The organism is Actinotalea alkalitolerans (genome assembly GCF_023369855.1).
Taxonomy (GTDB): domain Bacteria; phylum Actinomycetota; class Actinomycetes; order Actinomycetales; family Cellulomonadaceae; genus Actinotalea.
In genome coordinates this window covers 43265-66882 of the sequence record NZ_JAMBPP010000015.1, presented here as the reverse complement: position 1 = coordinate 66882, position 23618 = coordinate 43265, and the positions used below count along the sequence as shown (strand labels likewise).

22 protein-coding genes are annotated in these 23618 nt (G+C 73.3%); 11 read left to right on the top strand and 11 right to left on the bottom strand.

Annotation, left to right across the window (positions count from 1 at the left end; all coding sequences use genetic code 11):
- Nucleotides 1-13: 13 nt before the first annotated feature.
- Both M1R94_RS16940 and rfbA read right to left on the bottom strand, forming a co-directional pair.
- On the bottom strand, nucleotides 14-1960 hold the full coding sequence (locus M1R94_RS16940; RefSeq protein WP_249382900.1) for a hypothetical protein: 1947 nt from the start codon (nucleotides 1958-1960) through the stop codon (nucleotides 14-16).
- Between the two features lie 53 nt (nucleotides 1961-2013).
- Nucleotides 2014-2892 carry a glucose-1-phosphate thymidylyltransferase RfbA gene (gene rfbA / locus M1R94_RS16935; RefSeq protein ID WP_249382899.1) on the bottom strand — a complete coding sequence of 293 codons (879 nt, stop codon included), beginning with the start codon at nucleotides 2890-2892 and terminating at the stop codon, nucleotides 2014-2016.
- 124 nt (nucleotides 2893-3016) lie between these two features.
- Between rfbA and manA the strand changes: the two genes are divergently transcribed.
- Complete coding sequence (gene manA / locus M1R94_RS16930) at nucleotides 3017-4213, top strand: mannose-6-phosphate isomerase, class I (RefSeq protein WP_249382898.1); 1197 nt, start codon at nucleotides 3017-3019, stop codon at nucleotides 4211-4213.
- A gap of 22 nt (nucleotides 4214-4235) precedes the next feature.
- Here the strand turns inward: manA and M1R94_RS16925 are convergent, their stop codons facing one another.
- Complete coding sequence (locus M1R94_RS16925; protein WP_249382897.1) at nucleotides 4236-5036, bottom strand: TIGR03089 family protein; 801 nt, start codon at nucleotides 5034-5036, stop codon at nucleotides 4236-4238.
- 199 nt (nucleotides 5037-5235) lie between these two features.
- Here M1R94_RS16925 and M1R94_RS16920 point away from each other — a divergent pair, with 199 nt between their 5' ends.
- The 3 genes from M1R94_RS16920 to M1R94_RS16910 are packed head-to-tail and all read left to right on the top strand — an operon-like array spanning nucleotide 5236 to nucleotide 10837.
- The gene (locus tag M1R94_RS16920) at nucleotides 5236-5559 is read left to right on the top strand and encodes a WhiB family transcriptional regulator (RefSeq protein WP_249382896.1); all 324 of its coding nucleotides are present in this window, start codon (nucleotides 5236-5238) and stop codon (nucleotides 5557-5559) included.
- 32 nt (nucleotides 5560-5591) lie between these two features.
- Nucleotides 5592-9230: a glycosyltransferase gene (locus M1R94_RS16915; protein ID WP_249382895.1), complete on the top strand. Its 3639-nt coding sequence runs from the start codon at nucleotides 5592-5594 to the stop codon at nucleotides 9228-9230.
- Nucleotides 9227-10837: a DUF5719 family protein gene (locus tag M1R94_RS16910; protein ID WP_249382894.1), complete on the top strand. Its 1611-nt coding sequence runs from the start codon at nucleotides 9227-9229 to the stop codon at nucleotides 10835-10837. Before M1R94_RS16915 ends, M1R94_RS16910 begins: the two co-directional genes overlap by 4 nt.
- Before the next feature lie 31 nt (nucleotides 10838-10868).
- Here the strand turns inward: M1R94_RS16910 and M1R94_RS16905 are convergent, their stop codons facing one another.
- Entirely contained in the window at nucleotides 10869-11729 is an 861-nt protein-coding gene (locus M1R94_RS16905) for a glycosyltransferase family 2 protein (RefSeq protein WP_249382893.1), read from the bottom strand.
- Between the two features lie 75 nt (nucleotides 11730-11804).
- The gene (locus tag M1R94_RS16900; protein ID WP_374109489.1) at nucleotides 11805-12275 is read right to left on the bottom strand and encodes a metallopeptidase family protein; all 471 of its coding nucleotides are present in this window, start codon (nucleotides 12273-12275) and stop codon (nucleotides 11805-11807) included.
- A gap of 64 nt (nucleotides 12276-12339) precedes the next feature.
- Between M1R94_RS16900 and M1R94_RS16895 the strand changes: the two genes are divergently transcribed.
- The 4 genes from M1R94_RS16895 to M1R94_RS16880 all read left to right on the top strand — a co-directional run bounded on the left by M1R94_RS16895 (nucleotide 12340) and on the right by M1R94_RS16880 (nucleotide 14743).
- A complete protein-coding gene (locus M1R94_RS16895; protein WP_249382892.1) occupies nucleotides 12340-12699 on the top strand; it encodes a DUF3499 domain-containing protein in 360 nt (119 codons plus the stop codon).
- A gap of 131 nt (nucleotides 12700-12830) precedes the next feature.
- Entirely contained in the window at nucleotides 12831-12992 is a 162-nt protein-coding gene (locus M1R94_RS16890) for a hypothetical protein (RefSeq protein WP_249382891.1), read from the top strand.
- A 39-nt stretch (nucleotides 12993-13031) separates the two neighbouring features.
- Nucleotides 13032-14519 (top strand): phosphomannomutase/phosphoglucomutase, encoded by a 1488-nt coding sequence (locus M1R94_RS16885; RefSeq protein WP_249382890.1) that lies wholly within the window; start codon nucleotides 13032-13034, stop codon nucleotides 14517-14519.
- Complete coding sequence (locus M1R94_RS16880) at nucleotides 14516-14743, top strand: Trm112 family protein (RefSeq protein ID WP_249382889.1); 228 nt, start codon at nucleotides 14516-14518, stop codon at nucleotides 14741-14743. Before M1R94_RS16885 ends, M1R94_RS16880 begins: the two co-directional genes overlap by 4 nt.
- A gap of 91 nt (nucleotides 14744-14834) precedes the next feature.
- Here M1R94_RS16880 and M1R94_RS16875 read toward each other — a convergent pair whose 3' ends face one another.
- The 3 genes from M1R94_RS16875 to M1R94_RS16865 all read right to left on the bottom strand — a co-directional run bounded on the left by M1R94_RS16875 (nucleotide 14835) and on the right by M1R94_RS16865 (nucleotide 17968).
- A complete protein-coding gene (locus M1R94_RS16875) occupies nucleotides 14835-15764 on the bottom strand; it encodes a glycine betaine ABC transporter substrate-binding protein (protein ID WP_249382888.1) in 930 nt (309 codons plus the stop codon).
- A 66-nt stretch (nucleotides 15765-15830) separates the two neighbouring features.
- Complete coding sequence (locus M1R94_RS16870; RefSeq protein ID WP_249382887.1) at nucleotides 15831-16724, bottom strand: ABC transporter permease; 894 nt, start codon at nucleotides 16722-16724, stop codon at nucleotides 15831-15833.
- Complete coding sequence (locus M1R94_RS16865) at nucleotides 16721-17968, bottom strand: quaternary amine ABC transporter ATP-binding protein (RefSeq protein ID WP_249382886.1); 1248 nt, start codon at nucleotides 17966-17968, stop codon at nucleotides 16721-16723. The genes M1R94_RS16870 and M1R94_RS16865 overlap by 4 nt, the downstream gene beginning before the upstream one ends.
- Nucleotides 17969-18068: 100 nt before the next feature.
- Between M1R94_RS16865 and M1R94_RS20535 the strand changes: the two genes are divergently transcribed.
- Together M1R94_RS20535 and ahcY are read left to right on the top strand one after the other, a co-directional pair.
- Nucleotides 18069-18197, top strand: coding sequence for a hypothetical protein (locus tag M1R94_RS20535; RefSeq protein ID WP_283253562.1), 129 nt, complete (start codon nucleotides 18069-18071; stop codon nucleotides 18195-18197).
- A 399-nt stretch (nucleotides 18198-18596) separates the two neighbouring features.
- Nucleotides 18597-20096, top strand: coding sequence for an adenosylhomocysteinase (gene ahcY / locus M1R94_RS16860; protein ID WP_283253561.1), 1500 nt, complete (start codon nucleotides 18597-18599; stop codon nucleotides 20094-20096).
- A gap of 79 nt (nucleotides 20097-20175) precedes the next feature.
- Here the strand turns inward: ahcY and M1R94_RS16855 are convergent, their stop codons facing one another.
- On the bottom strand, nucleotides 20176-20994 hold the full coding sequence (locus M1R94_RS16855) for an RDD family protein (RefSeq protein WP_249382885.1): 819 nt from the start codon (nucleotides 20992-20994) through the stop codon (nucleotides 20176-20178).
- Nucleotides 20995-21073: 79 nt separating this feature from the next.
- Here M1R94_RS16855 and M1R94_RS16850 point away from each other — a divergent pair, with 79 nt between their 5' ends.
- Nucleotides 21074-22069 (top strand): stage II sporulation protein M, encoded by a 996-nt coding sequence (locus tag M1R94_RS16850; protein WP_249382884.1) that lies wholly within the window; start codon nucleotides 21074-21076, stop codon nucleotides 22067-22069.
- Between the two features lie 24 nt (nucleotides 22070-22093).
- On the opposite strand, the gene M1R94_RS20530 is transcribed toward M1R94_RS16850, so the two are convergent.
- Together M1R94_RS20530 and M1R94_RS16845 are read right to left on the bottom strand one after the other, a co-directional pair.
- On the bottom strand, nucleotides 22094-22216 hold the full coding sequence (locus M1R94_RS20530; RefSeq protein ID WP_283253560.1) for a hypothetical protein: 123 nt from the start codon (nucleotides 22214-22216) through the stop codon (nucleotides 22094-22096).
- Between the two features lie 100 nt (nucleotides 22217-22316).
- Nucleotides 22317-23609, bottom strand: a complete 1293-nt coding sequence (locus M1R94_RS16845; RefSeq protein WP_249382883.1) for a DUF58 domain-containing protein — start codon at nucleotides 23607-23609, stop codon at nucleotides 22317-22319.
- Between the last annotated feature and the right edge of the window lie 9 nt (nucleotides 23610-23618).

Genomic DNA, 23618 nt, shown 5'->3' with positions numbered 1-23618 from the left:
CGGTGCGGGCAGCTCACCAGCTGAGGATGCGGGCGGTGATCTCGGGACTCGTGGCCTGGGCACGGAGGACCGCGGCCTGATCGGGGTCGAGGACGACGACCGCGCCAGGTCGCTCGAGCAGCAGACCCAGGACGCCGCTGGGCTCGTTCGCCGCACCCGTCGGCCCCACGAGGAGGGCGGTGTCGTCGTTCGCCTCCACGGTCCACCGGCCGCTGAGCGCCAGGAACCACTGCTGGGCGTTGATCGGGTGCAGCGCGCCCTCGCCCGGGGTAGCGAGGTAAGTGACCCGGGAGGCCGGGACGCCCGCGGTGGACCCCACCGCAGCGATGAGGTGCTGGGCGACGGTCGGAGCGGTGTCGGCGGCCCGGAATCGTCCCTGACCCGTTCCGGTGAACCCGAAGACCTGGGTGGCGGCCAGGGTGAGCACGACCACGGCGGCCCCCTCCCGCAGGCGCCCACGGCCGTGCGGCGCGCGGCCGGGCAGGGCGGGCAGGGCGGTGGCCAGGGCCAGGGCCAGCACCACGGCGCTGACCAGCTCGACCCCGACGAGCAGCTTCCAGAAGTAGTACGAGAGCTCACCGCCGGCGTAGAGCTGGAAGAGCCCGAGGAACGCGGCCGCCACCAGACCGGCCGCAGGCACCAGTGCGCACCAGGCCGTTCGTGGCCCGCCGCGGTACCTGGACACCAGGAGGCAGGCACCGATCGCACCGAGGGCCAGGGCGAGAACCCGCCCGAGGTCCGGTACGAGGATGCCCCCGGGGATGACCAGCACCTCTCCGGGGTCGAGCACGCTGAGGATCTGCAGTGCCTGCAGCATCCCGACGGCGGTCAGCACGACCACCGCGCCGCAGAGGACCTTCGTGGTACGGCTGGTGGCCCGACGCGTGCGCTCGACCGGGACGAGCACGAGCGCAGCGGCGGGAACAGCGACCACCAGCAGCAGGAACCACCCGTGGGCCACCGCGACGAGCAGACCGCCGAGGGCCGCCAGGTGCACCGGCATCAGGACCCGGTGCATCGTCACGACGAGCAGCGGGATGCAGGCGGTCAGGGCGGCCGCCACCATGAAGTTCGCGAACCCGGCGACGAAGGACCCGCCCTCGCTCCCCACGACGAACCCGACGACGGCGAACACCGCGACGGGCACCGCGAACGCCGGACGTCGGCGTAGGGCGGGCAGCGAGCACAGGCCCGCGGCGATCATCGTCGCGACCAGCACCAGGACCCAGCCCTGCGCGTTGACGTAGGTCACCACCTCGTCCTCGACCGAGGAGAGCTCCGGTGAGGACAGGGTCTCCATCACGGTCGCGACCACCGCGTGGTACCCCTGGGGATACTCGACGAACTTCCACTGCTCATCGGCCGGGGCACCCGCGAGGCCGGTGACCGTGGTGCCGTGCGCGCGCATCATGTGGACCATGCCGTAGTGGGCCGAGTTGTCCCACCCGGGCAGCAGGGCGGCCAAGGCCGTGGCTCCGCTCGAGACGGTGAGCCAGCCGTGGGCGACCCACGCGGTGGCCCCGGCTGCAGCGACCGGCACCAGGTCGACGAGAGCGCGCGCGGGAACGAGGGACCGAATCCGTGGTCCCGCCTCGGCGCGCCCCTTCCACAGGACCGCGGTGGTGAGCCCACCGGCGATTCCGGCCAGCAGGCCGGTCGCCCGGCCGACGGGTCCTAGCGGCAGGTCCCACCACCACAGGACCGGTATGGCGCCGAAGACCAGGGCGCCGGACAGGAAGATCCGCCGGGACAGGAGCCGCGAGGTCGGTACCGCCAGGACCAGGAGGATGGCCACGCCCAGCGCGAGGGAGCCGTGGAGCCCGCCACCGACCCGCAGGGTGACGGCCAGGGCTCCCACGACGATGCCCGCGGTGGCGGCGACGAGGTGGTCCCGCAGCCCGGTGCGCGAGATCGCCGGACCTGCTGCGGTCGTGAGCCGGCGGGGTGGCGCGTCGAGCATCCGGGTTTCCGATCAAGGACGACAGGCGCGGCGACGTCGCCGCACGGGACCTCTCAGGCGTAGGGCCCCTCGTGCTCGAGGAGCTCCAGCAGGTAGGTACCGTACCCGGACTTGACCAAGGTGCGGGCGCGTTCGCGCAGGTCGTCGTCGCTGAGGAACCCGCGTCGCCACGCGACCTCCTCAGGCGAGCCGATCTTGAGTCCCTGGCGGTGCTCGACCGTCCGGACGTAGTCCGACGCCTCGAGCAACGAGTCGAAGGTCCCGGTGTCGAGCCATGCGGTGCCCCGGGGCAGGACCTCCACCTGGAGGCGGCCCTGTGCCAGGTAGGCCTTGTTGACGTCGGTGATCTCGTACTCGCCGCGGGCCGAGGGCGCGAGGTCGCGGGCGATCGAGATCACGTCGTTGTCGTAGAAGTACAGCCCGGGGACCGCGTAGCTGCTCCGGGGCACCTGGGGCTTCTCCTCAAGGGAGAGCGCCTTGCCCGCGGCGTCGAACTCGACCACGCCGTAGCTCGTCGGGTCGGCCACCCGGTAGGCGAAGACCGCACCGCCGTCGATGTCGCTGAACCGCGAGAGGCGTGACCCGAGCCCGGGCCCGTAGAAGATGTTGTCGCCCAGGATCAGCGCGGCGGAGTCGGTCCCGACGAAGTCGGCCCCCAGGACGAAGGCCTGCGCGAGTCCGTTGGGCTCGGCCTGGACGGTGTAGCTGATCGAGATCCCAAACTGCGAGCCGTCCCCGAGCAGTCGGTGGAACTGCTCCGCGTCGTGAGGGGTCGTGATGATCAGCACGTCGCGGATCCCGGCGAGGATCAACGTCGACAGGGGGTAGTAGATCATCGGCTTGTCGTAGACCGGAACGAGCTGCTTGCTCACGCCCTGGGTGATGGGGTGCAACCTGGTCCCGGACCCGCCGGCAAGGATGATTCCACGCATGACCGTCAGTCTGTCGCACCCCGGGTATCCCTGACGAATCGTTCCCGCGGTGCGCGGGTCCCGCCCACCCCCGCCGTCGCTCGCTACGATCTTCGCGACATGCCCCGACGAGGACGAGGACGCCGTGCTGCCGCTCGCGAACACGACCCAGGACTACCCGTGGGGCTCACCGTCGGCGATCCCCCACCTGCTCGGCACCGAGGTCACCGGCGAGCCGGTCGCCGAGCTGTGGCTCGGCGCGCACCCGAGCTCGCCGTCCCGCGGGGTGACCGGGGCGGGTGAGGTGCCCCTGGACACCCTCATCGCCCAGGACCCCGACGCCCTGCTGGGGACGGACGTGGTCGCGCGGTTCGGACCTGCTCTGCCCTACCTGCTCAAGGTCATCGCGGCCGAGCGCCCGCTGTCGCTCCAGGTGCACCCTCACATCGACCGTGCGCGCGAGGGGTTCGCCGCGGAGGATGCTGCGGGCATCGACGTCCGCGACCCGGGTCGCAACTACAAGGACCGCAACCACAAACCCGAGCTGGTCTACGCGCTGACCCCGTTCGAGGCGTTGTGCGGGTTCCGTGCACCACGGCGGGCTGCCGAGCTGCTCGCGGGGCTGGACGCCCCGCTGGCTCGCGACCTGTCGCAGATCCTGCGCGCGGAACCGTCGTTCGTGGGGATCCGCACGGCCTTCGAGCGGCTGCTCGAGCCGGGCAGCCGACCGGGTGCCGAGGAGGTGGGCGAGGTCGCCGAGGCCTGTCGCCGCCGGCTGGCGGACGGCTCGCCCTCGCCCCGCGCGGACCGCACCGTCATGGTGCTCGCCGACGCCTTCCCGGGAGACCCGGGCGTGGTGACCTCTCTGCTCCTCAACCCGGTGACCCTCCAGCCCGGGGACGCGATGTTCGTCCCGGCGGGCGGGGTGCACGCCTACCTGGAGGGGGTCGCGATCGAGGTCATGGCGAGCTCGGACAACGTGCTGCGTGCGGGGCTGACGGCCAAGCACGTGGACGTCCCCGAGCTGCTCGCGAACGTCGACTACGTCGCCGCGCCGCCGATCCGTCTCGCCCCAGAGGTCTTTCGGGGGGCGACGCGCATGTTCTACGCGCCGGTCGACGACTTCGAGCTGTCGGTCACCACGGTCGACGACGCCGGGTCGCACCCGCTCCCCGGTCGGGGTCCGCGCATCCTGCTCTGCCTGGAGGGTGAGCTGACGGTCGCTACGGCGACCGGCTCCGTGAGTGTCCTGTCCCGCGGGGCGAGCGTGTTCGTGCCGGCCTCGGACGGCGCGCTCGAGGTGAGTGGCTCGGGAACCGTGGTCCAGGCCGACGTGCCCTGACCGACTGCCCGGACGACGGTTCTCAGCTGTCGGTGACCCGCTCGTCGGAGGCGATGCGGGACCGGCGGGACGGGTCGGCGGCGAGCTCGGCGGCCATCTCGGGGGAGGACAGCACGACCGAGCCGTCGACGGCGTAGGTGCGCAGCGTGCAGGCGAGGACCGCGGCGAGACCGTGCGGGCCGGGGAGCGGCTCGAGCAGCACCCGGGGGGCAGGCTGGTCCCGTTCGTCGTCGGCTGACGGCGAGGAGGGTGCCGCGCGGGTCGCACCCGCGGCGGCCCAGGTCAGGAGCCCGCCGTGCGTCACGGTGCCGGTCGCCTGCTCCAGCGCGTCCGCGGCGTCGTCGGCCGGCGGCACCCATCCCAGCTGGTCCCCGTAGGTCATCACCGCAGCGGCCGCGTCCACCGCTCCTGCGGGCAGCTCACCGTCGAACCTGCGCGCCAGGGCGGGCAGGGCGACGGCCACGACATCCACGCCCGGGGGCACGGCAGGTCCGGCCGGCCGATGGGTCACGACCAGGTCGGCGGTCGTGGGCGCGTCGTCCTCGAGGATCACCACGCAGCCGCCGGCCCGCCAGACGGCCAGCGCCCACACCACGGCCCGCCAGTGCGGCGGCAGGTCGAGGCGGACCCGCGACCCGGGTCCCACGTCGTACTCCTCGACCAGGAGGTTGGTGGTCTTGCTGACCCAGTTGTCCAGCACGTGACCCGAGAGCTCGATCCGCTCGCCGCCCGGGCCGTACCAGGTCAGCCGGGGTCGGCCAGGGTCCGCGGTCAGGTGCCGCAGGAGCTGGGGGAGCGTCTGGGTCGGGGCGGCGTGGCTCACCGTGCCAGCCTAGAGGTGCCCCTCGAGGCGGGCTCGGTAAGGATTTCACCCGCTCGGCGCGCCGTGCGGATGGCGATCTAACACATCTGGGCTTGACTAGTGCGTACGACACGCGTGTAATTCCATCAATGCATTTCACCCGGGCGGCTCGTCCGGACGCGAGAGGCAGGCGAACCCAAGGCACGGAGGCTGGCTGACCATGTGGAACGTGCTCGACGACGACGCAGTGTTCCCGACGGACGAGGTGCGACCCTCCGAGGTCGCCCCGGTGCTCCCGCTCTTCGGCACCGTGGAGGACGAGACGGTCCTGGGGTGGCAGGAGCGCGCCCTGTGCGCACAGACCGACCCCGAGGCGTTCTTCCCCGAGAAGGGCGGCTCGACCCGTGAGGCCAAGAAGGTGTGCACCGGCTGCGAGGTGCGCGCGGAGTGCCTCGAGTACGCGCTCGAGCACGACGAGCGCTTCGGCATCTGGGGCGGCCTGTCCGAGCGCGAGCGTCGCAAGCTCAAGAAGCGCGTCGTCTGACGTCGCGCCCGCGTGGCGCATGATGGGACTCGATGACTGACGCTCGACGCGACGCTCCGCGTGCTGTGCCCGTCACGGCGGTCGTCGTGACCCGTGGCGTGACGGACTACCTGCCCCAGACCCTGGCTGCCCTGGCCGCGCAGACGCGCGCCCCCCAGCAGGTCCTGGTGGTCGACGCGGCGCCCCCGCCCGGGACGACCGGCGCGGTGGACCTCGGCACCGGTCAGGCGCACGGCGGGATCGGCGAGCTCCTCGGGGAGCACTGGTCCGCGGGCCCACCGGACCCCTCACGCACGTCGGTGGTCGAGGCCCACGGTGCCCGCACCTTCGGTGCCGCCGTCCGGGCGGCTCTCGAGGCGACACCCGACGCGCCGCCGCCCCCCGGTGGTTCGCCGTCCCCGGGCGCCGCGGGTGGGTGGTTGTGGCTGCTCCACGACGACAGCGCCCCCGAGCCGACCGCGCTGGCAGAGCTGCTCCGCGCGGTCGAGATCGCCCCCTCGGTCGGCATCGCCGGGTGCAAGCAGCAGTCCTGGGCGGACCCGGTGCGCGTGCTCGAGGTCGGGTTGACCACCTCACGCTTCGGGCGGCGGATGACCGGCCTCGACGAGGCCGAGGTCGACCAGGGGCAGCACGACGGACGCGAGGACGTCCTGGCCGTCGGTCTGGCAGGGGCCCTGGTCCGCCGCGACGTGTGGGACCTGCTCGGCGGTCCCGATCCCGCACTGGGCCCCTACGGCGACGGGCTCGACCTGAGCCGGCGGGCACGCCTGGCGGGTCACCGGGTGGTGGTCGTCCCGACGGCCGTCGTGCGCCACGCCCAGGCCTCGCTCGCCCGCCCGACCCACGGTGCGGCCCTCCATCGCCCCGGGTGGGACGCCCGTCGGTCCGCGGTGGCCCGTCGCACCGCCTACCTGCACGCCCAGCTCACCGGAGTCCCCGCCGGAGCGGTCCCGGTGGTCGCCGTGCTGGCCGTGCTGAGCGGTGTCGTCCGTGCGCTCGGCCGGCTCGTCACCAAGGAGCCCCACCTGGTCCTGGGTGAGCTCAGTGCCCCATGGCGGGTTCTCGCCCGGCCCGCCAGGATCGCCGCGGCCCGACGCCGGGCGCGTGCCACCAGCCGGATGCCCCGTCGCTCGCTGCGCCCGCTCCAGGTCACCTGGCGCGACGTCGTGCGCCAGGCCCGGGACCGACGGATGACCGCCGCCGAGCGACGACGCAACCGTCAGGCACCGAGCGAGCTCGAGCTCGCCGAGCTGGCCGCCCTGCGGTCCCGCCGACGACTGACCCTCGCCGGTGTGCTGGTGGTCGTGTCCGCCCTCACGGCCTGGCTGCTCGGTGGGCTGATCACGCGGGTCCTCTCGGGCGGGAGCCTAGCCGGGGGGGCCATCCCGGGCGGTGACGCGACCCTGGGCGAGCTGTGGCGGGCGGCGACGTCGGGATGGGTCTCGGGTGGTCTGGGGCAGGCGGGGCCTGCCGACCCGCTGCTGGTCGCGATGCTCCCGCTCACCGCGCTCACCGGTGGGACCTCGGCCGCGGCGGCCCTCGTCATGCTCGGCGCTCTCGTCCTGGCCGCGACAGGTGCCTGGTTCGCCGCCGGTGCCGCGACCCGGTCGGTCGCCCTGCGGGCGTGGGCCGCGCTGGTCTGGACCGCCGCCCCCGCCCTGCTCCTGGGCCTGGGTGACGGGCGGCTGGGTGCGGTCCTGGCCCACGTCGCCCTGCCGTGGGTGGGGCTCGGGGTGGCCCGTGCCCTGGGCGTCGCGCGCGTCGACGTGGTCCAGTCGGGCCTGGTCGGTGCGCAGCGACTGCACGCCGACACCGGGACCGAGGGTTCGACGCCCGCCGTGACGCCTGGCTCGTTGCACGCTCCGGTGGTGCCGGAGCTCACCGGGTCGCCCGCCGAGCTCCCCACCGGTGGCCACGTCGTGGCCGTGCTCCCCGGGCCGGGGGCCGACCGCCCGTCGTCCGTCGCGGTCAACGAGGCGTCCATGGGAGAAGGCTCGCTCGCAGCGGCCGCCGGTGCCGGACTCGCGCTCGTCCTGGTCACCGCGGGAGCGCCCGTGCTGCTGCCGTTCGTCCTGCTCTGCCTGCTCGGGGTCGCCGGTCTCGCCCGCCGTCGCCGTCGCCGGCTGGTGTGGGTCGCCCTGCCCTCGTTGGTCGTGCACGCCCCGATGATCGTTCACGCGGTCCAGGGCTGGGCAGACGGTGCCTGGCGCGTGCTCGTGGCCGACCCCGGCCTCCCGCTCGCGTCGCGCGCCGGACCTGTCTGGGAACAGCTGCTCGGATGGCCGACGACCCCGCCCGGTCTCGCGGGACTGACCGGTGTCCCGGCGACCCTGCTGCCGCTCGTGGCCACCGGTCTGGTCGTCGTGGTCGCCCTTGTCGCCCTCGTGCGCGGCGGGACGGTCTCCCGGGCGGTGCGTGCAGGCTGGCTGGTCGCTGCCTGCGGCCTGGCGGCGGCGGTGGTGTCCGCGCGGGTCGTCACGGCGGTCTCCGACGGCGTGGTCGAAGGGACCACGGTTCTCACCGCGGCCTGGGCCGGCCCCGGCACGAGCCTGTGCCTGGCCGGGCTGCTCGCTGCGGCGCTGGTCGGGGTCAGCGGCGTCCGCACGGCCCTGGCGCGGGTCAGCTTCGGGTGGCGCCAGCCGACCGCGGCGGCTGTCGCGGCGCTCCTGGTCGCCGGCCCGCTGCTCGTCCTGGGTGCGTGGGCGGGCCAGGTCAGGCAGGCCACCTCGCCCGACGGTGCCGGAGCCCAGGCGCTCCAGGTCAGCTCCGTGCCGGTGGTCCCGGCGGTGGGCCGGCAGATGCAGACCTCGCCGACCGCCGCCCGCGTGCTCAGGCTCCGGATCGGACCCGAGCACGCCGACGCCGAGCTGCTCGGCGGCGACGGTCGCCGCCTCACCGAGCTGTCCAGGGTCACGCAGGTCCGTGGCCTGAGCGCTCCGGGCGCCGGCCCGCAGGTCGGGCCCGCCGTTCCCGACGCCGCGGCCGAGGAGCTCGCCCTGGCCGTCGCCCGTCTGGTGAGCGGCTCGGCCCCCGAGGTCGGCGCAGAGCTGGCTGCGCTGGGCGTCGGCTCGGTGCTGGTGCCGCCGCTGACCCCTGACGCGACGCAGGCCGGTGAGCCGGACCAGACGGGGACCCCGTCGGGTGCAGCCTCGGGGCTCGTGGACGAGGTCGAGACCGCGACAACGCCCGAGGAGCGGGCCGCGCACGAGATGCTGCTCGGCCGGCTCGACTCGACCCCCGGGCTCGAGCGGGTCACCGAGACAGGTTCCGGGATCATCTGGCGGGTCGCCCCCGAGGCGGGGGCGCAGGCCGGGAGCGCCACGGTGGCGTGGGCCCGGCTGGTGAGCTCCCCGGACGAGATGTCGGCCACCACGGTGCCCTCGGCCGACGGTCGGATCAGCACCCGGCTCGAGCCCGGTGCGTCGGACCGGCTGCTGGTGCTGGCGGAGCGGGCGGACCCGAGCTGGCGGGCCACGCTGGACGGTCGTCCGCTGCGCTCGGTCGACACCGGGTGGCGGCAGGCCTTCGAGGTCGGCGCCGAGGGCGGACGGCTCGAGCTCGTCCACGACTCGCCCGCGCGTGGCCCCTGGCTCGTCCTGATGGGGCTGGTCCTGGGGGTGGCCGGGCTGCTGGCGATCCCGGTCCGGCGACGGCGAGGAGGCCCACGATGACCCACGACAACCTGCCGCGTGCCACGCGCACGGCCCTCGTCCGCTCGCTCACAGCGCTCGGCGCCCTGTCCCTCACCGGCGTCGTCGTGGCGGCCGGGGTGGTCGCGCCGCCCACCGCCCCTGTCGACACACCGCTGCCCACGGTCGAGGTGCCCGCAGGCGGGTCCAGCGTGGTCTGCGCGGGACCCGTGCGGCTCTCCACCGCCCCCGAGGAGGGCGACGACGTCTCCTACGACCCGCAGTTCGACCCCTCGCCCGGCGAGTCGGTCCCCACCGTGACAGCCCTGGTCGTCGAGCCCTCGGACGCACCGACGACGGGGTCGCGGGGAAGGCCCGCAGGGGCGTTGCGTGCCCTCGGCGACCTCGACGGGACCACCGGCCTGGACCTCACGGCACCGACCGGGGGTGCTGCCGTGGGCGAGCTGCCCGACCTGGAGCAGGGCCTGCTCCTGACCGCGGAGCCCCTGGGCGAGCAGGACGCCGTGCCCCCGTGGGTCGCCGGCACGGTCACGGTGACGACCCTCGAGGGTGACCTGCGCGGTCTGGTCGCTGCTGCCTGCCAGCCCTCGGCCACCGAGACCTGGCTGGTCGGTGGCGGGACCGACCTGGGCACCAGTGCACGGCTCGTGCTGCAGAACCCTGGCCGCACACCGGCGACCGTCCGACTCACCCTGTGGGGGCCGTCCGGGCCGGTCGAGGTGGCCGGTGCCCCCGAGTTCCTGGTGCCGCCCGGGGCTGAGCGCGTCGTGCTCCTCGAAGGTGTTGCCGCCGAGCAGCGGCGCATCGTGGTGCGTCTGCAGTCCTCGGGCGGGCTGGTCGCGGCCTACCTCCAGGACAGCCAGCTGCGGGGGCTGGTGCCGGCCGGGACCGACTACGTGGTGGCCGGCCGGCCCCCGGCGCAGCAGCAGGTCGTCCCCGGGATCGTGGTCCCCGGCTCCGAGCCGGACGGTGCCGACGTGGCGGTCCTGCGCCTGCTCGCCCCGGGGACGACCGGCGGCACGGCCCGCGTGCGGCTGCTGGGCCCTGACGGTGAGGTCGAGCTCCCGGGCGCGCAGGAGGTCGAGCTCGAGCCGGGGGTGGTCCTGGACCTCCCGCTCGGTGGTCTCCCGGCAGGGGCGTACACGGCCGTCGTCGACTCCGAGCAGGCGGTCGTCGCGGGTGCCCTGATCACGCGGGGCCTCGGGGTCGGTGGCCAGGCCCCTGCCCCGAGTGCGCAGCGGCCGGTGGAACGGGCCTGGCCGGCCAGCGTCGAGCCGGGGGTCTCTGGGCCCCTCGCCCTGCCCGTGGGTCCCCGCGCGAGCCTCACGATCGGGGTTGTCGGCGGAACCGGCCCGGCCCAGGTCACCGTCCAGGTCGTGGGCACCGACGGGAGGCTGGGGGAGCCGGTCCGGCGCAGCATCGCTGCCGACTCCACGCTCGCGCTCCCGGTGTCTGCGGTGGTCGAGGACGGCGAGACGGCAGCCGGCGTGCTGGTGGTCTCTTCCGACCCGCGGGTGGTCTGGGCCGCGGTCCTGGAGGTCCAGGACGACGAGGGGGACATGGTCGGTGTGCTGGTGCCCGTCCGACCTCGCACGGCCGACGGCCAGGTCGGCGTGCGGCTCCGCTGAGCACCCGCTGCCGGCGTCGGATCCCGCGGCGTCAGCGGGCGCGACGCAGCTCGAGCGTCTGGCGCACCACCAGTCCGACCCGGATCGCGGCCCGCACGGGCCACAGGTACCAGCCGTCGTACCGTCGGGAGAGGTAGAGGTACGCGCTCGCGTGGTGCGCCCGGATCATGGGTGCAGGGCGCTCGCGCCAGGACGTGCCCCCGACGTGGGTCACCACTGCGGACGGCACGTAGACGTTGGTCCACCCGGCACGGCTCAGCCGTTCGCCCAGGTCGAGGTCCTCGAAGAACATGAAGTAGGCCTCGTCGAAGCCGCCGACCTGCTCGAAGGCCGTGCGACGCACCAGCAGGCACGCCCCGGACAGCCACCCCGCGGCCCGCTGCTCGAGGGAGGTGTCCTCCTGCCGGCGCTGGTAGGCGATCGTCCACGGGTTGGTCGGCCACACCCGACCCAGCACGGCGTGCCCGACGCCCTGGGTCAGCGACGGCAGCGCGCGGGCCGAGGGGTAGCGGGTGCCGTCGACGTTGAGCAGCGCAGGTCCTGCCGCACCGACCGTGGGGTCAGCGGTGGCGACCTCCAGGAGACGGTCGAGCGCGCCGGTGTGCCACACGATGTCGGGGTTGGCGATGACGAGCCAGGGTTCGTCGCCCTCCGCGGCACCGACGTTGGCCGCGCGCCCGTAACCGAGGTTCCCGCCGGGGTCGCGGACCTGGGCGCCGTAGGTGGTCGCGACCTCGTCGACCACGCGGCGGTCCGAGCCGTTGTCCACCAGCACCAGGTGGGTGGGGGAGTCGGTCGCTCCCCGCAGGGAGCGCGCGAAGTCCGCGAGCTCGGGCCCTGGGTGGTAGGTCACGCAGACCACGCGGACGGCAGGACGGTCGGCAGCGGTCATGGAGGAACCCTAGGTCAGGGGCGATGACGGCGGTGCCGCCGATGGCAGCAGGGCACGCTCGCCGTCACGGGGCGGTCAGGCGCGGTAGCGGGGGTCGATGTCCTCGGGAGGGCGGGACAGCAGGTGCGCCACCTGCTCGACGAGCACGTCACGGATGAGGTCGACGAGGTCGGCCTCGTCGACCGCGCGGGTCTCGACCGGCCGTCGGTAGACGACGATCCGCGCGGGCATCCCGGCGTCCGCAGGGAAGTACCTGCCCAGGGGCACACCGCCCCGCTCCCAGGGAGCCGGGTGCGAGGGAGGGACCTCCTCGACCGCGAACTCGGTGCCCTCGAGCTCACGGCCCCAACGGCGCTCGAGGCGTTCGACGGCCGTGAGCACGTGGTCGTCGAACCGCTCGGCGCGCGTGTGGTGCGCGGGAAGGGCTGGTGGCAGCAGCGGCCCACGCAGACCGCGCCCGCGCCGGTCGCGCCGGCGGGCACCCAGCGCCCGGCCGCCCGGTTGACCGGTCTGCACGGCGTGGTCGGGGACGCGCCAGGAGCTCACGGTCCCACTCTAGGGCGGCGTGGTGCTCGCCCGCCCGGACCACGCGCGGGTAGTGTCGGGCGTTGTGAGATCAGGTCGGCAGTGTTCACGCAGCGCCTGCGGGCGGCCTGCCGTCGCGACGCTCACCTACGTCTACTCCGACTCGACCGCCGTGCTCGGCCCGCTGGCCCACCTCGCCGAACCGCACTCCTACGACCTGTGCAGCGAGCACGCCGAGCGGCTGACCGCGCCGCGTGGCTGGGAGGTCGTGCGGGTCACGCCGGAGTTCGTGCCCACGGGCCCCACCCCCGACGACCTCCTCGCGCTCGCGGACGCCGTGCGCGAGGCGGGCCGCCCGCGAGCGGTGGCACCCGTGCCGGAGCCCGTGGTCGCCGAGGTCGCCCGCCGCGGTCACCTGCGGGTCCTGAGGGGCGAAGGGCTCTGACGGTGGGCGCCGAGCCAGGGTCCACGTCGTCGGGTCGCAAGCGTGCGTCGCCGAGGTCCGCGCCGACGCCTGAGCCGGCAACCCCTGCGGCCCCACCGCCCCAGCAGTGCTCGAGCTGCAGGTCGCCCGACATGACCCGGCTCCCGATGGTGCTCACCGACGGCACCGCGGTCACCTTCGTCTCGTGCCACCGGTGCGAGCGGCGCGAGTGGCTCGTCCCGGCGTCGGACAGCACCTGGGAGCCGATGCCGATCGAGTCGGTGCTCGCCCGGTCGGCCCGCAAGGCTCGCTGAGCCTCACGACCACCCGGTCCGGGCGTCTAGGCTGCCGGGGTGACCTCCACGACTCCTCCCGCACCCGATCTCCGTGCCCTCATCAAGGCCTACGACGTCCGCGGTGTCGTCCCCGACCTGTTCAGCCCGGAGGTCGCCCGCGCGATCGGCGCCGCCTTCGCCGACGTGGTCGTCCTGCCGGCGGCGCAGCCCTCCGGGACCACGCCGCCCCGCGCGGTGATCGGGCAGGACATGCGCGACTCGGGTCCCGCCCTGGTCGCCGCCTTCGCCGAGGGGGCACGGGCGCGCGGGGTCGACGTCGTGCTGATCGGGCTGTGCTCGACCGACGGGCTCTACCACGCCTCCGGGTCGCTCGGGCTGCCCGGTGCGATGTTCACCGCGAGCCACAACCCCGCCGAGTACAACGGGATCAAGATGTGCCACGCGGGCGCCAGGCCGGTCGGCCAGGACTCGGGGCTCACCGCGATCCGCGACCTCGCCGAGCGCTACCTCGCCGACGGCGTGCCCCCGGACGCGGAGCGTCGTGGTGAGGTCAGCGACCGCGAGATGCTCGCCGAGTACGCCTCGTTCCTGAGGTCCCTGGTCGACCTGGGCGGTATCCGCCCGCTCAAGGTCGTCATCGACGCGGGCAACGGCATGGGTGGCCTGACCGTCCCTGCCGTGCTGGGCACCGGAGCAGGCCTGCCCGAGCTGCCGCTGGACATCGTGCCGCTGTACTTCGAGCTCGACGGCACCTTCCCCAACCACGAGGCGAACCCGCTGGAGCCCGAGAACCTGCGTGACCTCCAGGCGGCCGTCGTGCAGCACGGGGCCGACCTGGGCCTGGCCTTCGACGGCGACGCGGACCGGTGCTTCGTCATCGACGAGCGCGGTGAGCCGGTCAGCCCCTCGGCGATCACCGCGCTGGTCGGGCTGCGCGAGGTGGCCCGCGAGCGGGCGGCAGGGCGCACCCCGACGGTCATCCACAACCTCATCACCTCGCGTGTCGTCCCGGACCTGCTGCAGGCGGCCGGCGCGCGCACCGTGCGCACGCGGGTGGGCCACTCCTTCATCAAGGAGCAGATGGCGGCCAGCGACGCGGTCTTCGGTGGTGAGCACAGTGCGCACTACTACTTCCGGGACTTCTACTTCGCGGACACGGGCATGCTCGCGGCGATGCACGTGCTCGCGGCGCTCGGGCAGGCCCGGAGCGCTGACGGCTCACCCGTCGCCCTGTCCGACCTGTCCGAGGCCTACGAGCCGTACGTCGCCAGCGGAGAGGTCAACTCCCGCGTCGAGGACGTCGCGGCGGCCCGCGCCAGGGTCGTCGAGGCCTACGTGACGCAGCAGGGCGCCGGGCCCGTCGAGGTCGACGAGCTCGACGGCCTGACGGTCTCGCACTGGGAGGACCACCCGCGCTGGTGGTTCAACCTGCGTGCCTCCAACACCGAGCCGCTGCTGCGCCTGAACGTCGAGGCAGCCGACGAGGACATCATGGTCAAGGTGCGCGACGACGTCCTGGCGCTCGTGCGTGCGGGGCAGGGATGAGCGCGGACCCCGGGCAGCCCAGCGGCCCCGCGGCGATCGAGCCGTGGGTCCGCGAGATCCTGCGGTGCCCGGCCTGCGGTGGTGAGCTGCTCGACGGGACCCGGCCCGACGGCATGCCTGAGCTGACCTGCACCGGCGAGACCTGCGCGCTGGCGTACCCGGTACGTGACGGCATCCCGGTGCTGCTCGTGGACGAGGCCTACCCCGCGTCCGGCACGGTCTGAGACAGCACGACGCAGGGCCCCGTCCGGTGGACGGGGCCCTGCGTCGTGCTGCGCTGCCACCACGCGGTGGCAGCGACCGGGACGGGGTCTTTCAGACCTCGCCTGCGGCATCCTTGATGTCGTCGAAGAAGGTCGGGTTCTCGTCGAGCCACTGCGAGACGGAGACCTCGTTCTGCGTGCCACCGTTCTCGTTGAACATGATGTTCTCGAGGGAGAACAGCTGCTCGTCGGTCAGCGTGAACTCGGCCAGCCAGGCGGCGAACTGCGGGAAGTCGGCGGTGAAGCCGGTGCGTCCGACCATCTCGATGCGCTCCGCGTCACCCAGGGCACCCTCGGGGTCCTCGAGGTCACGGATCGGGAAGGCCTCGTAGGCCCAGTGCGGACGCCACAGGGTCACCGCGATGTTGCGCTCGGCCGCGACCGCGCCGGTCAGCTCGGCGAGCATCGCCGGGGTCGAGGACTCGATGAAGTCGATGCCCTCCAGGCCGTAGGTCGGGATGACCTCGTCCTTGGTGATGCGGGTCAGGCCGGCGCCGGACTCGATGCCCACCAGGCGACCGTCGAAGTCGTCAGCGGCCTCGGCCAGCTCGTCCAGCGAGGTGATCGGGGAGTCCTCGTTGACCGCGATGGTCAGCCGGGCGTCGTCGTACCAGGAGCCGAGCTGCTCCATGTCGTCGCCGAACTGCTCGAGGTAGTCCTCGTGGGTGATCGGCAGCCACATGTCGAAGTTCACGTCGAACTGGCCGCTCGCGATGCTCGTGTAGATCGGCCCGGGATCGGCCATCTCCATCTCCACGGTGTAGCCCTCCTGCTCGAGCAGGTTCTGCCACAGGTAGGAGACGGCGATGCCCTCGTCCCAGCCGTTGTGGATCGCGATGGTGACGTCCTGCTGGTCGCCCGTGGCGGTCTCTTCGGGGGCCTGCGCGGGCTCGTCGGTCGATCCGGCGCAGGCGGCGAGGCCCAGGCTCAGGGCCAGGCCGGTGGCCACGGCGGCCGTGGTACGGCGGGTGCGATGAGTCATTGCTTCCTTTCATGGCGGCGGGGTGCCGCCGGGGGTGGCCGGCCAGGGCAGGCCGGGGGTGGGTGGTCAGGCAGAGGTGGTGCGGAGGGCCTTCGCGACGGGTGAGCGGTCGGCGAGAGCCGAGGTGATGCGGTCCAGGTACATCGCCAGGATCACCACGGCCAGCCCCGCCTCGAAGCCCAGCGAGACGTTCACGCGGGAGAGGGCGGACACGACGTCCCGCCCGAGTCCCGCAGCCCCGACCAGGCCCGAGATCACGACCATCGACAGGGACAGCATGATCACCTGGTTGACGCCGGCCATGATGGTCGGCAGGGCGAGGGGGAGCTGGATCTGCCGCAGGATGCGTCGAGGTGTGGAGCCGAAGGCGTGACCCGCCTCGACCACCTCCTGGTCGACCTGTCGGATACCGAGCTCGGTGAACCGCACACCGGGCGCGAGGGCGAAGACGATCGTGGCGACCAGCCCGGGCACGGGGCCGACCGAGAAGATGATGACCACGGGGATCAGGTAGACGAAGGCGGGCATCGTCTGCATGAAGTCGAGCACCGGTCGGACGGCCGCCGAGACCCGGTCGCTGCTCGCGGCCCAGATCCCCATCGGGATCCCGATCGCCAGGGCGATGGCGCTCGCGACGAGCACCAGGGCCAGGCTCGCCATGGCGTTGCCCCACTGGTCGACCCCCTGGACCACGAGGAACCCGATCAGCGCCCCCAGGGCCAGCCGCCACCCCTTGGCGAGGTAGGCGAGGCCGGCCAGGACGAGGGCGACGATCCACATGGGAGGGGTGATCAGGACGGTCTCGACCGCCTCGAACCCTCCGATCAGGACGGTACGGATCAGGTCGAAGAGTCCGCCGAAGGTGGCGATCAGGCCGTCCACCCCGGCGTCGACCCAGTCCCCGAGGGGCAGCCGGAAGCCCGGGTCGGTCAGGACCGAGGTGATGCTCGTGACGCTCATGCCGAGACCTCCGTCGTGGTGCCGTCGAGGGCTGCGGGGTCGGCGTCCGCGCTGACGGTCGTGGGGTCGGCGAGGTTCCGGGACATCGCCTCGAGCAGGGTCACGCGGGGGATCACCCCGACCAGCCGGCCGCGGTCGTCGACCACCGGGACGGGCAGCGGGGTCTCGGCGGACGGCGCGAAGACATCCATCAGCAGGGTCTCGGTCGAGACCGCCGTCACCTCGTCACGGGTCAGGTCGACCAGCGAGTCCGAGCCGTCGCGCAGGGCCTGGACGACGTCGTCGTCCCGCAGCACGCCGCGCAGCGTCCGGTCGCGGTCCACGAGGTAGGCCGCCGAGGCCTGGGCCTCGCGCATCTCGCGCAGGGCGACCCGTGGCCCGGCGCCGGTGGTGACGACGGCGGCGGGCCGCACCATCACCGAGGCGGCGGTCAGCACCCGGGTCTTGTCGACGTCGGCCACGAACTGGGCCACGTAGTCGGTCGCAGGGTCGGACAGGATCTGCTCGGAGGTGCCGATCTGCACGATCCGGCCCTCCCGCATGACTGCGATGCGGTCGCCCAGGTGCATGGCCTCGTTGAGGTCGTGCGTGATGAAGACGATGGTCTTGCCAAGGGTCTGCTGGAGCTCGAGGAGCTGTTCCTGCATCTCCCGACGGATCAGCGGGTCCAGCGCGGAGAAGGCCTCGTCCATCAGCAGGATGTCGGTCCCGGCGGCGAGCGCCCGAGCCAGACCGACACGCTGGCGCATCCCACCCGAGAGCTGCGAGGGCAGGTGATCCTCCCAGCCGGCGAGCCCGACCATCTCGAGGGCCTCGCCCGCCCGCCGGCGCCGCTCGGTGCGGTCGACGTCCTGCAGGGCCAGCGGGTAGGCGGCGTTGTCGAGCACCGAGCGGTGGGGGAGCAGGGCGAAGTGCTGGAAGACCATGCTCACCCGTTGCTGGCGCAGCGCGCGCAGCTCCCGGCCGGAGATCCCCGAGATGTCGGTGTCGCCGATCATCACCCGCCCCGAGGTGGGTCGCCACAGACCGTTGAGCATCCTGATCAGGGTGGACTTGCCGGAGCCGGACAGGCCCATCACGACGAAGGTCTCGCCGTCGGCCACCTCGAAGCTCGCGTCGATCACGGCGGCGGTCCCGTGGGGCTTGACGTCCTCGACGCTCGCTCCGGCCTGCAGCCGGCGTACCGCCTCACCGGGTCGTCGTCCGAAGACCTTGTACACGCCCTCGGCGCGAAGTGCTGGCACTCGTTCCTCGTCTCGATGGTCGGGCGGCGCAGGTCGGCGGTCGGCGGAGCGGTGGTCGCTGGTCCTGCGGTACGGGCGCCAGGTCGGCGCCGGTCGATCTGTGGAGGACGGTCGTGGCCTGCTGACGCAGGGCGCCGTCACCGACCGGCGCCTGCGTCACGCGGCCGTGCCGATCGGGGTCCGACGGCTCGTGCAGCCCACGGGGGAGGGGCGCACCGACGGCGCGTGAGCACCGGTCAACCCGGTCGATGCACTGACCGGACGTCCCCCACCCTGTCCCCAATCGTCGGACGAGTAAAGCGAGGTACGGGTGGATCGGGGGGGTCAGAGCCGTGTCGAGCACTCGTCCGATGAGGTCTGACCTGCGCCTTTACCAAATCCTGAATCGTTACCTACCTGTAACACAGACGGGCCCTTCGCCAGCCTCTCGGTGGCCGACCGGGGCCGCCGAGGGCAGGGGCGCGGACGGCTGCCGTAGGATGGGACGGCTTGGCGCAGGCGACGCCATCGGCCCCGCGGGGCCGCGCCGGGCACGCATGGCGACGGCCCGTCGAGCTGCTCGGACCCGGACGCCGCGCCCACCCGTCCCGCCGCACCTGCGCAACCCGTGCCCACCCGAGAGGTGACCATGTCCACGTCCCCCCGCCCCCCGTCCGGCTTCGACGAGATCCCCGGCCGGTACAAGGTCCGTGACCTGGGCCTCGCCGAGTCAGGTCGTCACCAGATCCGCCTGGCCGAGCACGAGATGCCCGGGCTGATGTCGTTGCGCGCCGAGTACGGCCAGTCGCAGCCGCTCGCCGGTGCCCGGATCGCGGGTTCGCTGCACATGACCGTCCAGACCGCTGTGCTGATCGAGACCCTCACCGCGCTCGGCGCCGAGGTGCGGTGGGCCTCGTGCAACATCTTCTCGACCCAGGACGAGGCCGCCGCTGCCGTCGCCGTGGGGCCGAACGGCTCGCCCGAGGACCCTCAGGGCGTCCCGGTGTTCGCCTGGAAGGGCGAGAGCCTCACCGAGTACTGGGAGTGCACCGAGCAGATCCTGGTGTGGCCGGGGGGCCAGGGCCCCAACATGATCCTCGACGACGGTGGCGACGCGACGCTCCTGGTCCACCAGGGGCTCGAGCTCGAGGCCGTCGGCACCGTCCCGGCCGACACCATGCCGGGCGAGCCTGACCACTCCGAGGAGCACAACGTCGTCCTGGGGGTGCTGCGCCGCTCCCTCGAGAGCGACCCCCATCGCTGGACGACGATCGCCGGGCAGGTCCTCGGGGTGACCGAGGAGACGACCACCGGGGTGCACCGGCTCTACCAGCTCGCGGAGGTCGGACGCCTGCTCTTCCCGGCGATCAACGTCAACGACTCGGTCACCAAGTCGAAGTTCGACAACAAGTACGGGATCCGTCACTCCCTGCCCGACGGGATCAACCGGGCCACCGACGTGCTGATGGGCGGCAAGCTGGCCTTCGTGGCCGGCTACGGCGACGTCGGCAAGGGGGCCGCAGAGGCGTTCCGTGGCCAGGGTGCGCGGGTCGTGGTCTCCGAGGTCGACCCGATCTGCGCGCTGCAGGCCGCGATGGACGGCTACCAGGTCGTGCGGATCGAGGACGTCCTGGACCAGGCCGACTTCTTCATCACGACCACGGGGAACCGTGACGTGATCACCGCCGACCACATGGCCGGCATGAAGGACAAGGCCGTGGTCGGCAACATCGGGCACTTCGACAACGAGATCGACATCGTGGGGCTGGCTGCCGTGCCCGGGATCGTCCGGACGGAGATCAAGCCGCAGGTCCACGAGTGGGTCTTCGCCGAGGACGGCCGTCCCGGCCGTTCGATCATCGTGCTCTCCGAGGGTCGCCTGATGAACCTGGGCAACGCCACCGGCCACCCGTCCTTCGTGATGAGCAACTCCTTCTCCAACCAGGTGATCGCCCAGATCGAGCTCTTCACCAAGCGCGAGGAGTACCCCGTAGGCGTCTACCGGCTGCCCAAGGTCCTGGACGAGAAGGTCGCCCGGCTTCACCTGGACGCGTTGGGCGTCCGGCTCACCGAGCTGAGCAAGACCCAGGCCGAGTACCTCGGGATCGACGCCGCGGGCCCCTACAAGTCCGACCACTACCGCTACTGAGCCGTCGGGTCCGGCGGGTGACCGTCGGACCCGACTCCTCGGGGTGCGCCCGGCAGCCGCGCCGCCCGGTCCGTGCTCCTCAGTCGACCGGGTCGGGCACCGCGTGCGGGAGCCGGTGGACCAGCACGGCCTCGGCCCGTGCTCGCTGCGCGGCCCTCACGGCCTGGACGTACTCGCGGTCGCGACGCTCGGCCAGGACGGCTGCCAGGAACCGTTCGGGGTGGGTCCCCGGTGGCGGGCCCGGGGCGACGTACTGCTCGACCTCGCCGGCCAGCTCGAGCCCGAGCCGTTCACGGGACCCCGGGTGCAGGCCCGTCGCCCGCCCCAGGAACTGCCGTGACTGCAGCGCCAGCCCGTCTGGCAGCCGACGGATGTCAGCGCCGTGGGCCCAGCGGGAGAGCTCGTGGGGCATCACGACCGGCGGGAGGGCTCGCTGGCCACCCCTGACCCGCACCGCGTACGTGCCGGCGAGCAGGTCTCCCACCCGCTTGCCCTGACGGTTGACCAGCGAGCAGATCAGTGCGATCGACCCGATGCTCAGCCACAGCTCGCCCACGCCGGTCATCGCACGGATGAACGCGTGCCGGAAGCGGACCGGACCGCCGTCGTCGCGCACGATGCGCAGGCCCATCACGAGCTTGCCGAGCGATCGGCCGCGCGTGAGCGTCTCGACCGTCGTGGGGATGCCGACCATGACGGTCACCAGCAGCAGGATGACGATCGCTGCCCCCGCCGCGTCGTCGACCTCGGCGCCGATCGATGCCATCAGGACCAGCAGTGCCACCGCGACCACGGCCAGCACGGCCAGGTCGATCAGCGCGCCGACTGTCCTGGTCGCGAAGGAGGCCGGGCGGGCGTCGAGGACGACCCCCTCGCCGGTCAGGATCTCGTCCGACACGTACCCTCCTGCTGATCGTCGACGAGCAGCGCGGGGCCTGGTCAGCGGCTCCCGCGTCCGCTGTGGCAGGCTACCTCGCGTGGACCTCGACGCGTTCTCCGCCGTGCACGGAGCGACCTGGCAGCGGCTGGACGACCTGGCCCGCCGACGTCACCTGACCGGGGCCGAGGGCGACGAGCTCGTCCAGCTCTACCAGGAGGTCGCCACCCACCTGTCGACGGTGCGCTCCGCCGCACCGGACCCCGCGGTGGTCTCGCAGCTCTCGGACGTGCTGGGTCGCGCGCGGTCCGCGATCGCCGGGGCCCACGAGCCCGCGTGGCAGGACGTCACGTCCTTCCTCGTGCACGCACTGCCCGCAGCGCTCTACCGCATCCGTTGGTGGACGACGGCCGTGACGGTCGCCTTCTGCGCGATCGCGGTGGTCGCCGGCGTGTGGGTCTACACGACCCCCGAGGCGCAGGCAGCCATGGGGACCCCCAGCGAGCTCGAGCGGTACGCCGAGCAGGAGTTCGCGAACTACTACTCCAACTACCCCGGGCAGAGCTTCGCCGCACAGGTGTGGACCAACAACGCGTGGATCGCGGCACAGGCCATCGCGTTCGGCATCTCGGGGTTCTGGCCCGTGCTCGTGCTGGTGCAGAACGCCGTGGCCGTGGGGTCGGCGGGCGCGGTCATGGCCCTGCACGACGGGTTGGGGATCTTCTTCCAGCTGATCCTCCCGCACGGGCTGATGGAGCTCACCGCGATCTTCGTGGCGGGCGCCGCCGGGCTGCGGATCTTCTGGACCGTGGTCGACCCGGGCGGGCGGCCCCGTGCGCGTGCGCTGGCCGAGGAGGCCCGTTCGCTGTTCACGGTCGTGATCGGGCTCGCGATCGTCCTGGCGGTGTCGGGGCTCGTCGAGGGGTTCGTGACGCCCTCGGGCCTGCCGTGGTGGCTCAAGATCGCCATCGGAGCCCTCGTCCTGGCCGCGTTCTGGGCGTACGTCCTGGTGCTGGGTCGTCGGGCGGTGCGTGCGGGGGAGTCGGGGGACCTGCGGGCCGACCTCAGCTCCGACGTCGTGCCCGTGGCCGCCTGAGGACGGTCGGTCGCCCGAGGGCGGTCAGGCCAGCACACCCAGCAGGGGCAGGGTCACCAGCGAGACCATCGCCACGGCGACCACGATCGCGATCACCCGCGCCTGACGGCGGCGGCGCTCCAGGGCGGTGGGACGTCGGTTGCTCACCGATCCACGGTCTCACACCCAGGCCCGGTCCCGACAACCGTGCAGGAGCGCACGTGCGGGCGCATGCCGCCCGCGCACGTGCGTGCCGGGCGGTCGTGCGTCACAGACGCCCGGCGGCCTTGAGGGCGAGATAGGTGTCGGCCAGACGCGGTGCCAGGTCCTCGGGCAGCGCGTCGACCACCTCGACGCCGCGCTGGCGCAGCCGGACGGTGACCGCGGCACGCTCGAGCTCGGCCCGTTCGGCCGCAGCGGCGTCGTACACCTCCGAGGACGTCGCGCGACCGGCCCGCAGGGCGGCGACCTCGGGGTCGGCGACGGAGGCGAGCACCACCTGGTGGTCGCCGGCCAGAGGACCCACCACGGGCAGCACCCCCACCTCGACCGCGGCTGGTTCGAGAGTCGTCAGGAGCACCACGAGCGCTCGCTGCGAGAGTCGCTGCCTGACGGCCCCCACGACCCCTGGCCAGTCGGTCTCGACCAGCGCAGGCTCGATGGGGGCGAGGGCGTCGGCGAGCGTGGGCAGCAGGCGCGGCCCGCTGGCCCCGGCGACCTGGGCCCGCACCCGCCGGTCGAAGGCGATGACGTCCACCCGGTCACCGGCCTTGGCGGCCAGCGCGGCGAGCAGCAGCGTCGCCTCGATCGAGGCGTCGATGCGGGGCACGTCGCCGATGCGGCCGGCCGACAACCGAGCGGTGTCCAGCACGATCAGCACCCGCCGGTCGCGCTCGGGCCGCCAGGTGCGGACCACCACCTCCGAGCGGCGAGCGGTGGCCCGCCAGTCGATCGACCGGACGTCGTCGCCGATGACGTACTCGCGCAACGAGTCGAACTCGGTCCCGGCCCCGCGGACCTGCACCGCGGTGCGGCCGTCGAGCTCGCGCAGGCGGGCGAGCCGGCTGGGCAGGTGGCGGCGGGAGGCGAACTCGGGCAGCACCCTCAGCCGCCCGGGGACCTCGATCGAGGCCTGCCGTGCGGCCAGCCGCAGAGGACCCACCGACCGGATCGTCACCAGGTCCGCCCGCCGGTCACCACGCCGTGTCGGGAGCAGCCGGGTGACCAGTCGACGTGACTCCTGCGAGGGCAGGTCCACCGGGTGCCGGTTGGCGGTGGCACCGGCCGACGGCTGCCAGGCGTCGCGGACGACCGCCCGCAACCTGCGCGAGGAACGGTTGGTCACCGTCAGGGTCGAGGTCGTGGGCTCGGTGAGCCGCACCGTCCCGGGCACCGCCCGGGCCACCGCGACCTGCCGGGGCGAGGCCGCCAGTGCGATGTCCACCGCGCACAGCAGCACCACGAGCAGGGTCCAGGCCACCGCCACGGCGGTCGCCGGGACGAGCAGCACCGGGACCACACCGAACGCGGTGAGGGCCACCGCCCTCCAGGTGATCGCCATCGGCGGGGC

Excerpts from the sequence above, each read along its gene's own strand:
- M1R94_RS16910 (WP_249382894.1), top strand. The coding sequence starts at position 9,227 with ATGACCCACGACAACCTGCCGCGTGCCACGCGCACGGCCCTCGTCCGC.
- M1R94_RS16845 (WP_249382883.1), bottom strand. The coding sequence starts at position 23,609 with ATGGCGATCACCTGGAGGGCGGTGGCCCTCACCGCGTTCGGTGTGGTC.
- M1R94_RS16920 (WP_249382896.1), top strand. The coding sequence starts at position 5,236 with ATGTGGAACGTGCTCGACGACGACGCAGTGTTCCCGACGGACGAGGTG.
- rfbA (WP_249382899.1), bottom strand. The coding sequence starts at position 2,892 with ATGCGTGGAATCATCCTTGCCGGCGGGTCCGGGACCAGGTTGCACCCC.
- M1R94_RS16940 (WP_249382900.1), bottom strand. The coding sequence starts at position 1,960 with ATGCTCGACGCGCCACCCCGCCGGCTCACGACCGCAGCAGGTCCGGCG.
- M1R94_RS16915 (WP_249382895.1), top strand. The coding sequence starts at position 5,592 with ATGACTGACGCTCGACGCGACGCTCCGCGTGCTGTGCCCGTCACGGCG.
- ahcY (WP_283253561.1), top strand. The coding sequence starts at position 18,597 with ATGTCCACGTCCCCCCGCCCCCCGTCCGGCTTCGACGAGATCCCCGGC.
- M1R94_RS16905 (WP_249382893.1), bottom strand. The coding sequence starts at position 11,729 with ATGACCGCTGCCGACCGTCCTGCCGTCCGCGTGGTCTGCGTGACCTAC.
- M1R94_RS16875 (WP_249382888.1), bottom strand. The coding sequence starts at position 15,764 with ATGACTCATCGCACCCGCCGTACCACGGCCGCCGTGGCCACCGGCCTG.
- M1R94_RS16890 (WP_249382891.1), top strand. The coding sequence starts at position 12,831 with ATGACCCGGCTCCCGATGGTGCTCACCGACGGCACCGCGGTCACCTTC.
- M1R94_RS16870 (WP_249382887.1), bottom strand. The coding sequence starts at position 16,724 with ATGAGCGTCACGAGCATCACCTCGGTCCTGACCGACCCGGGCTTCCGG.
- M1R94_RS16880 (WP_249382889.1), top strand. The coding sequence starts at position 14,516 with ATGAGCGCGGACCCCGGGCAGCCCAGCGGCCCCGCGGCGATCGAGCCG.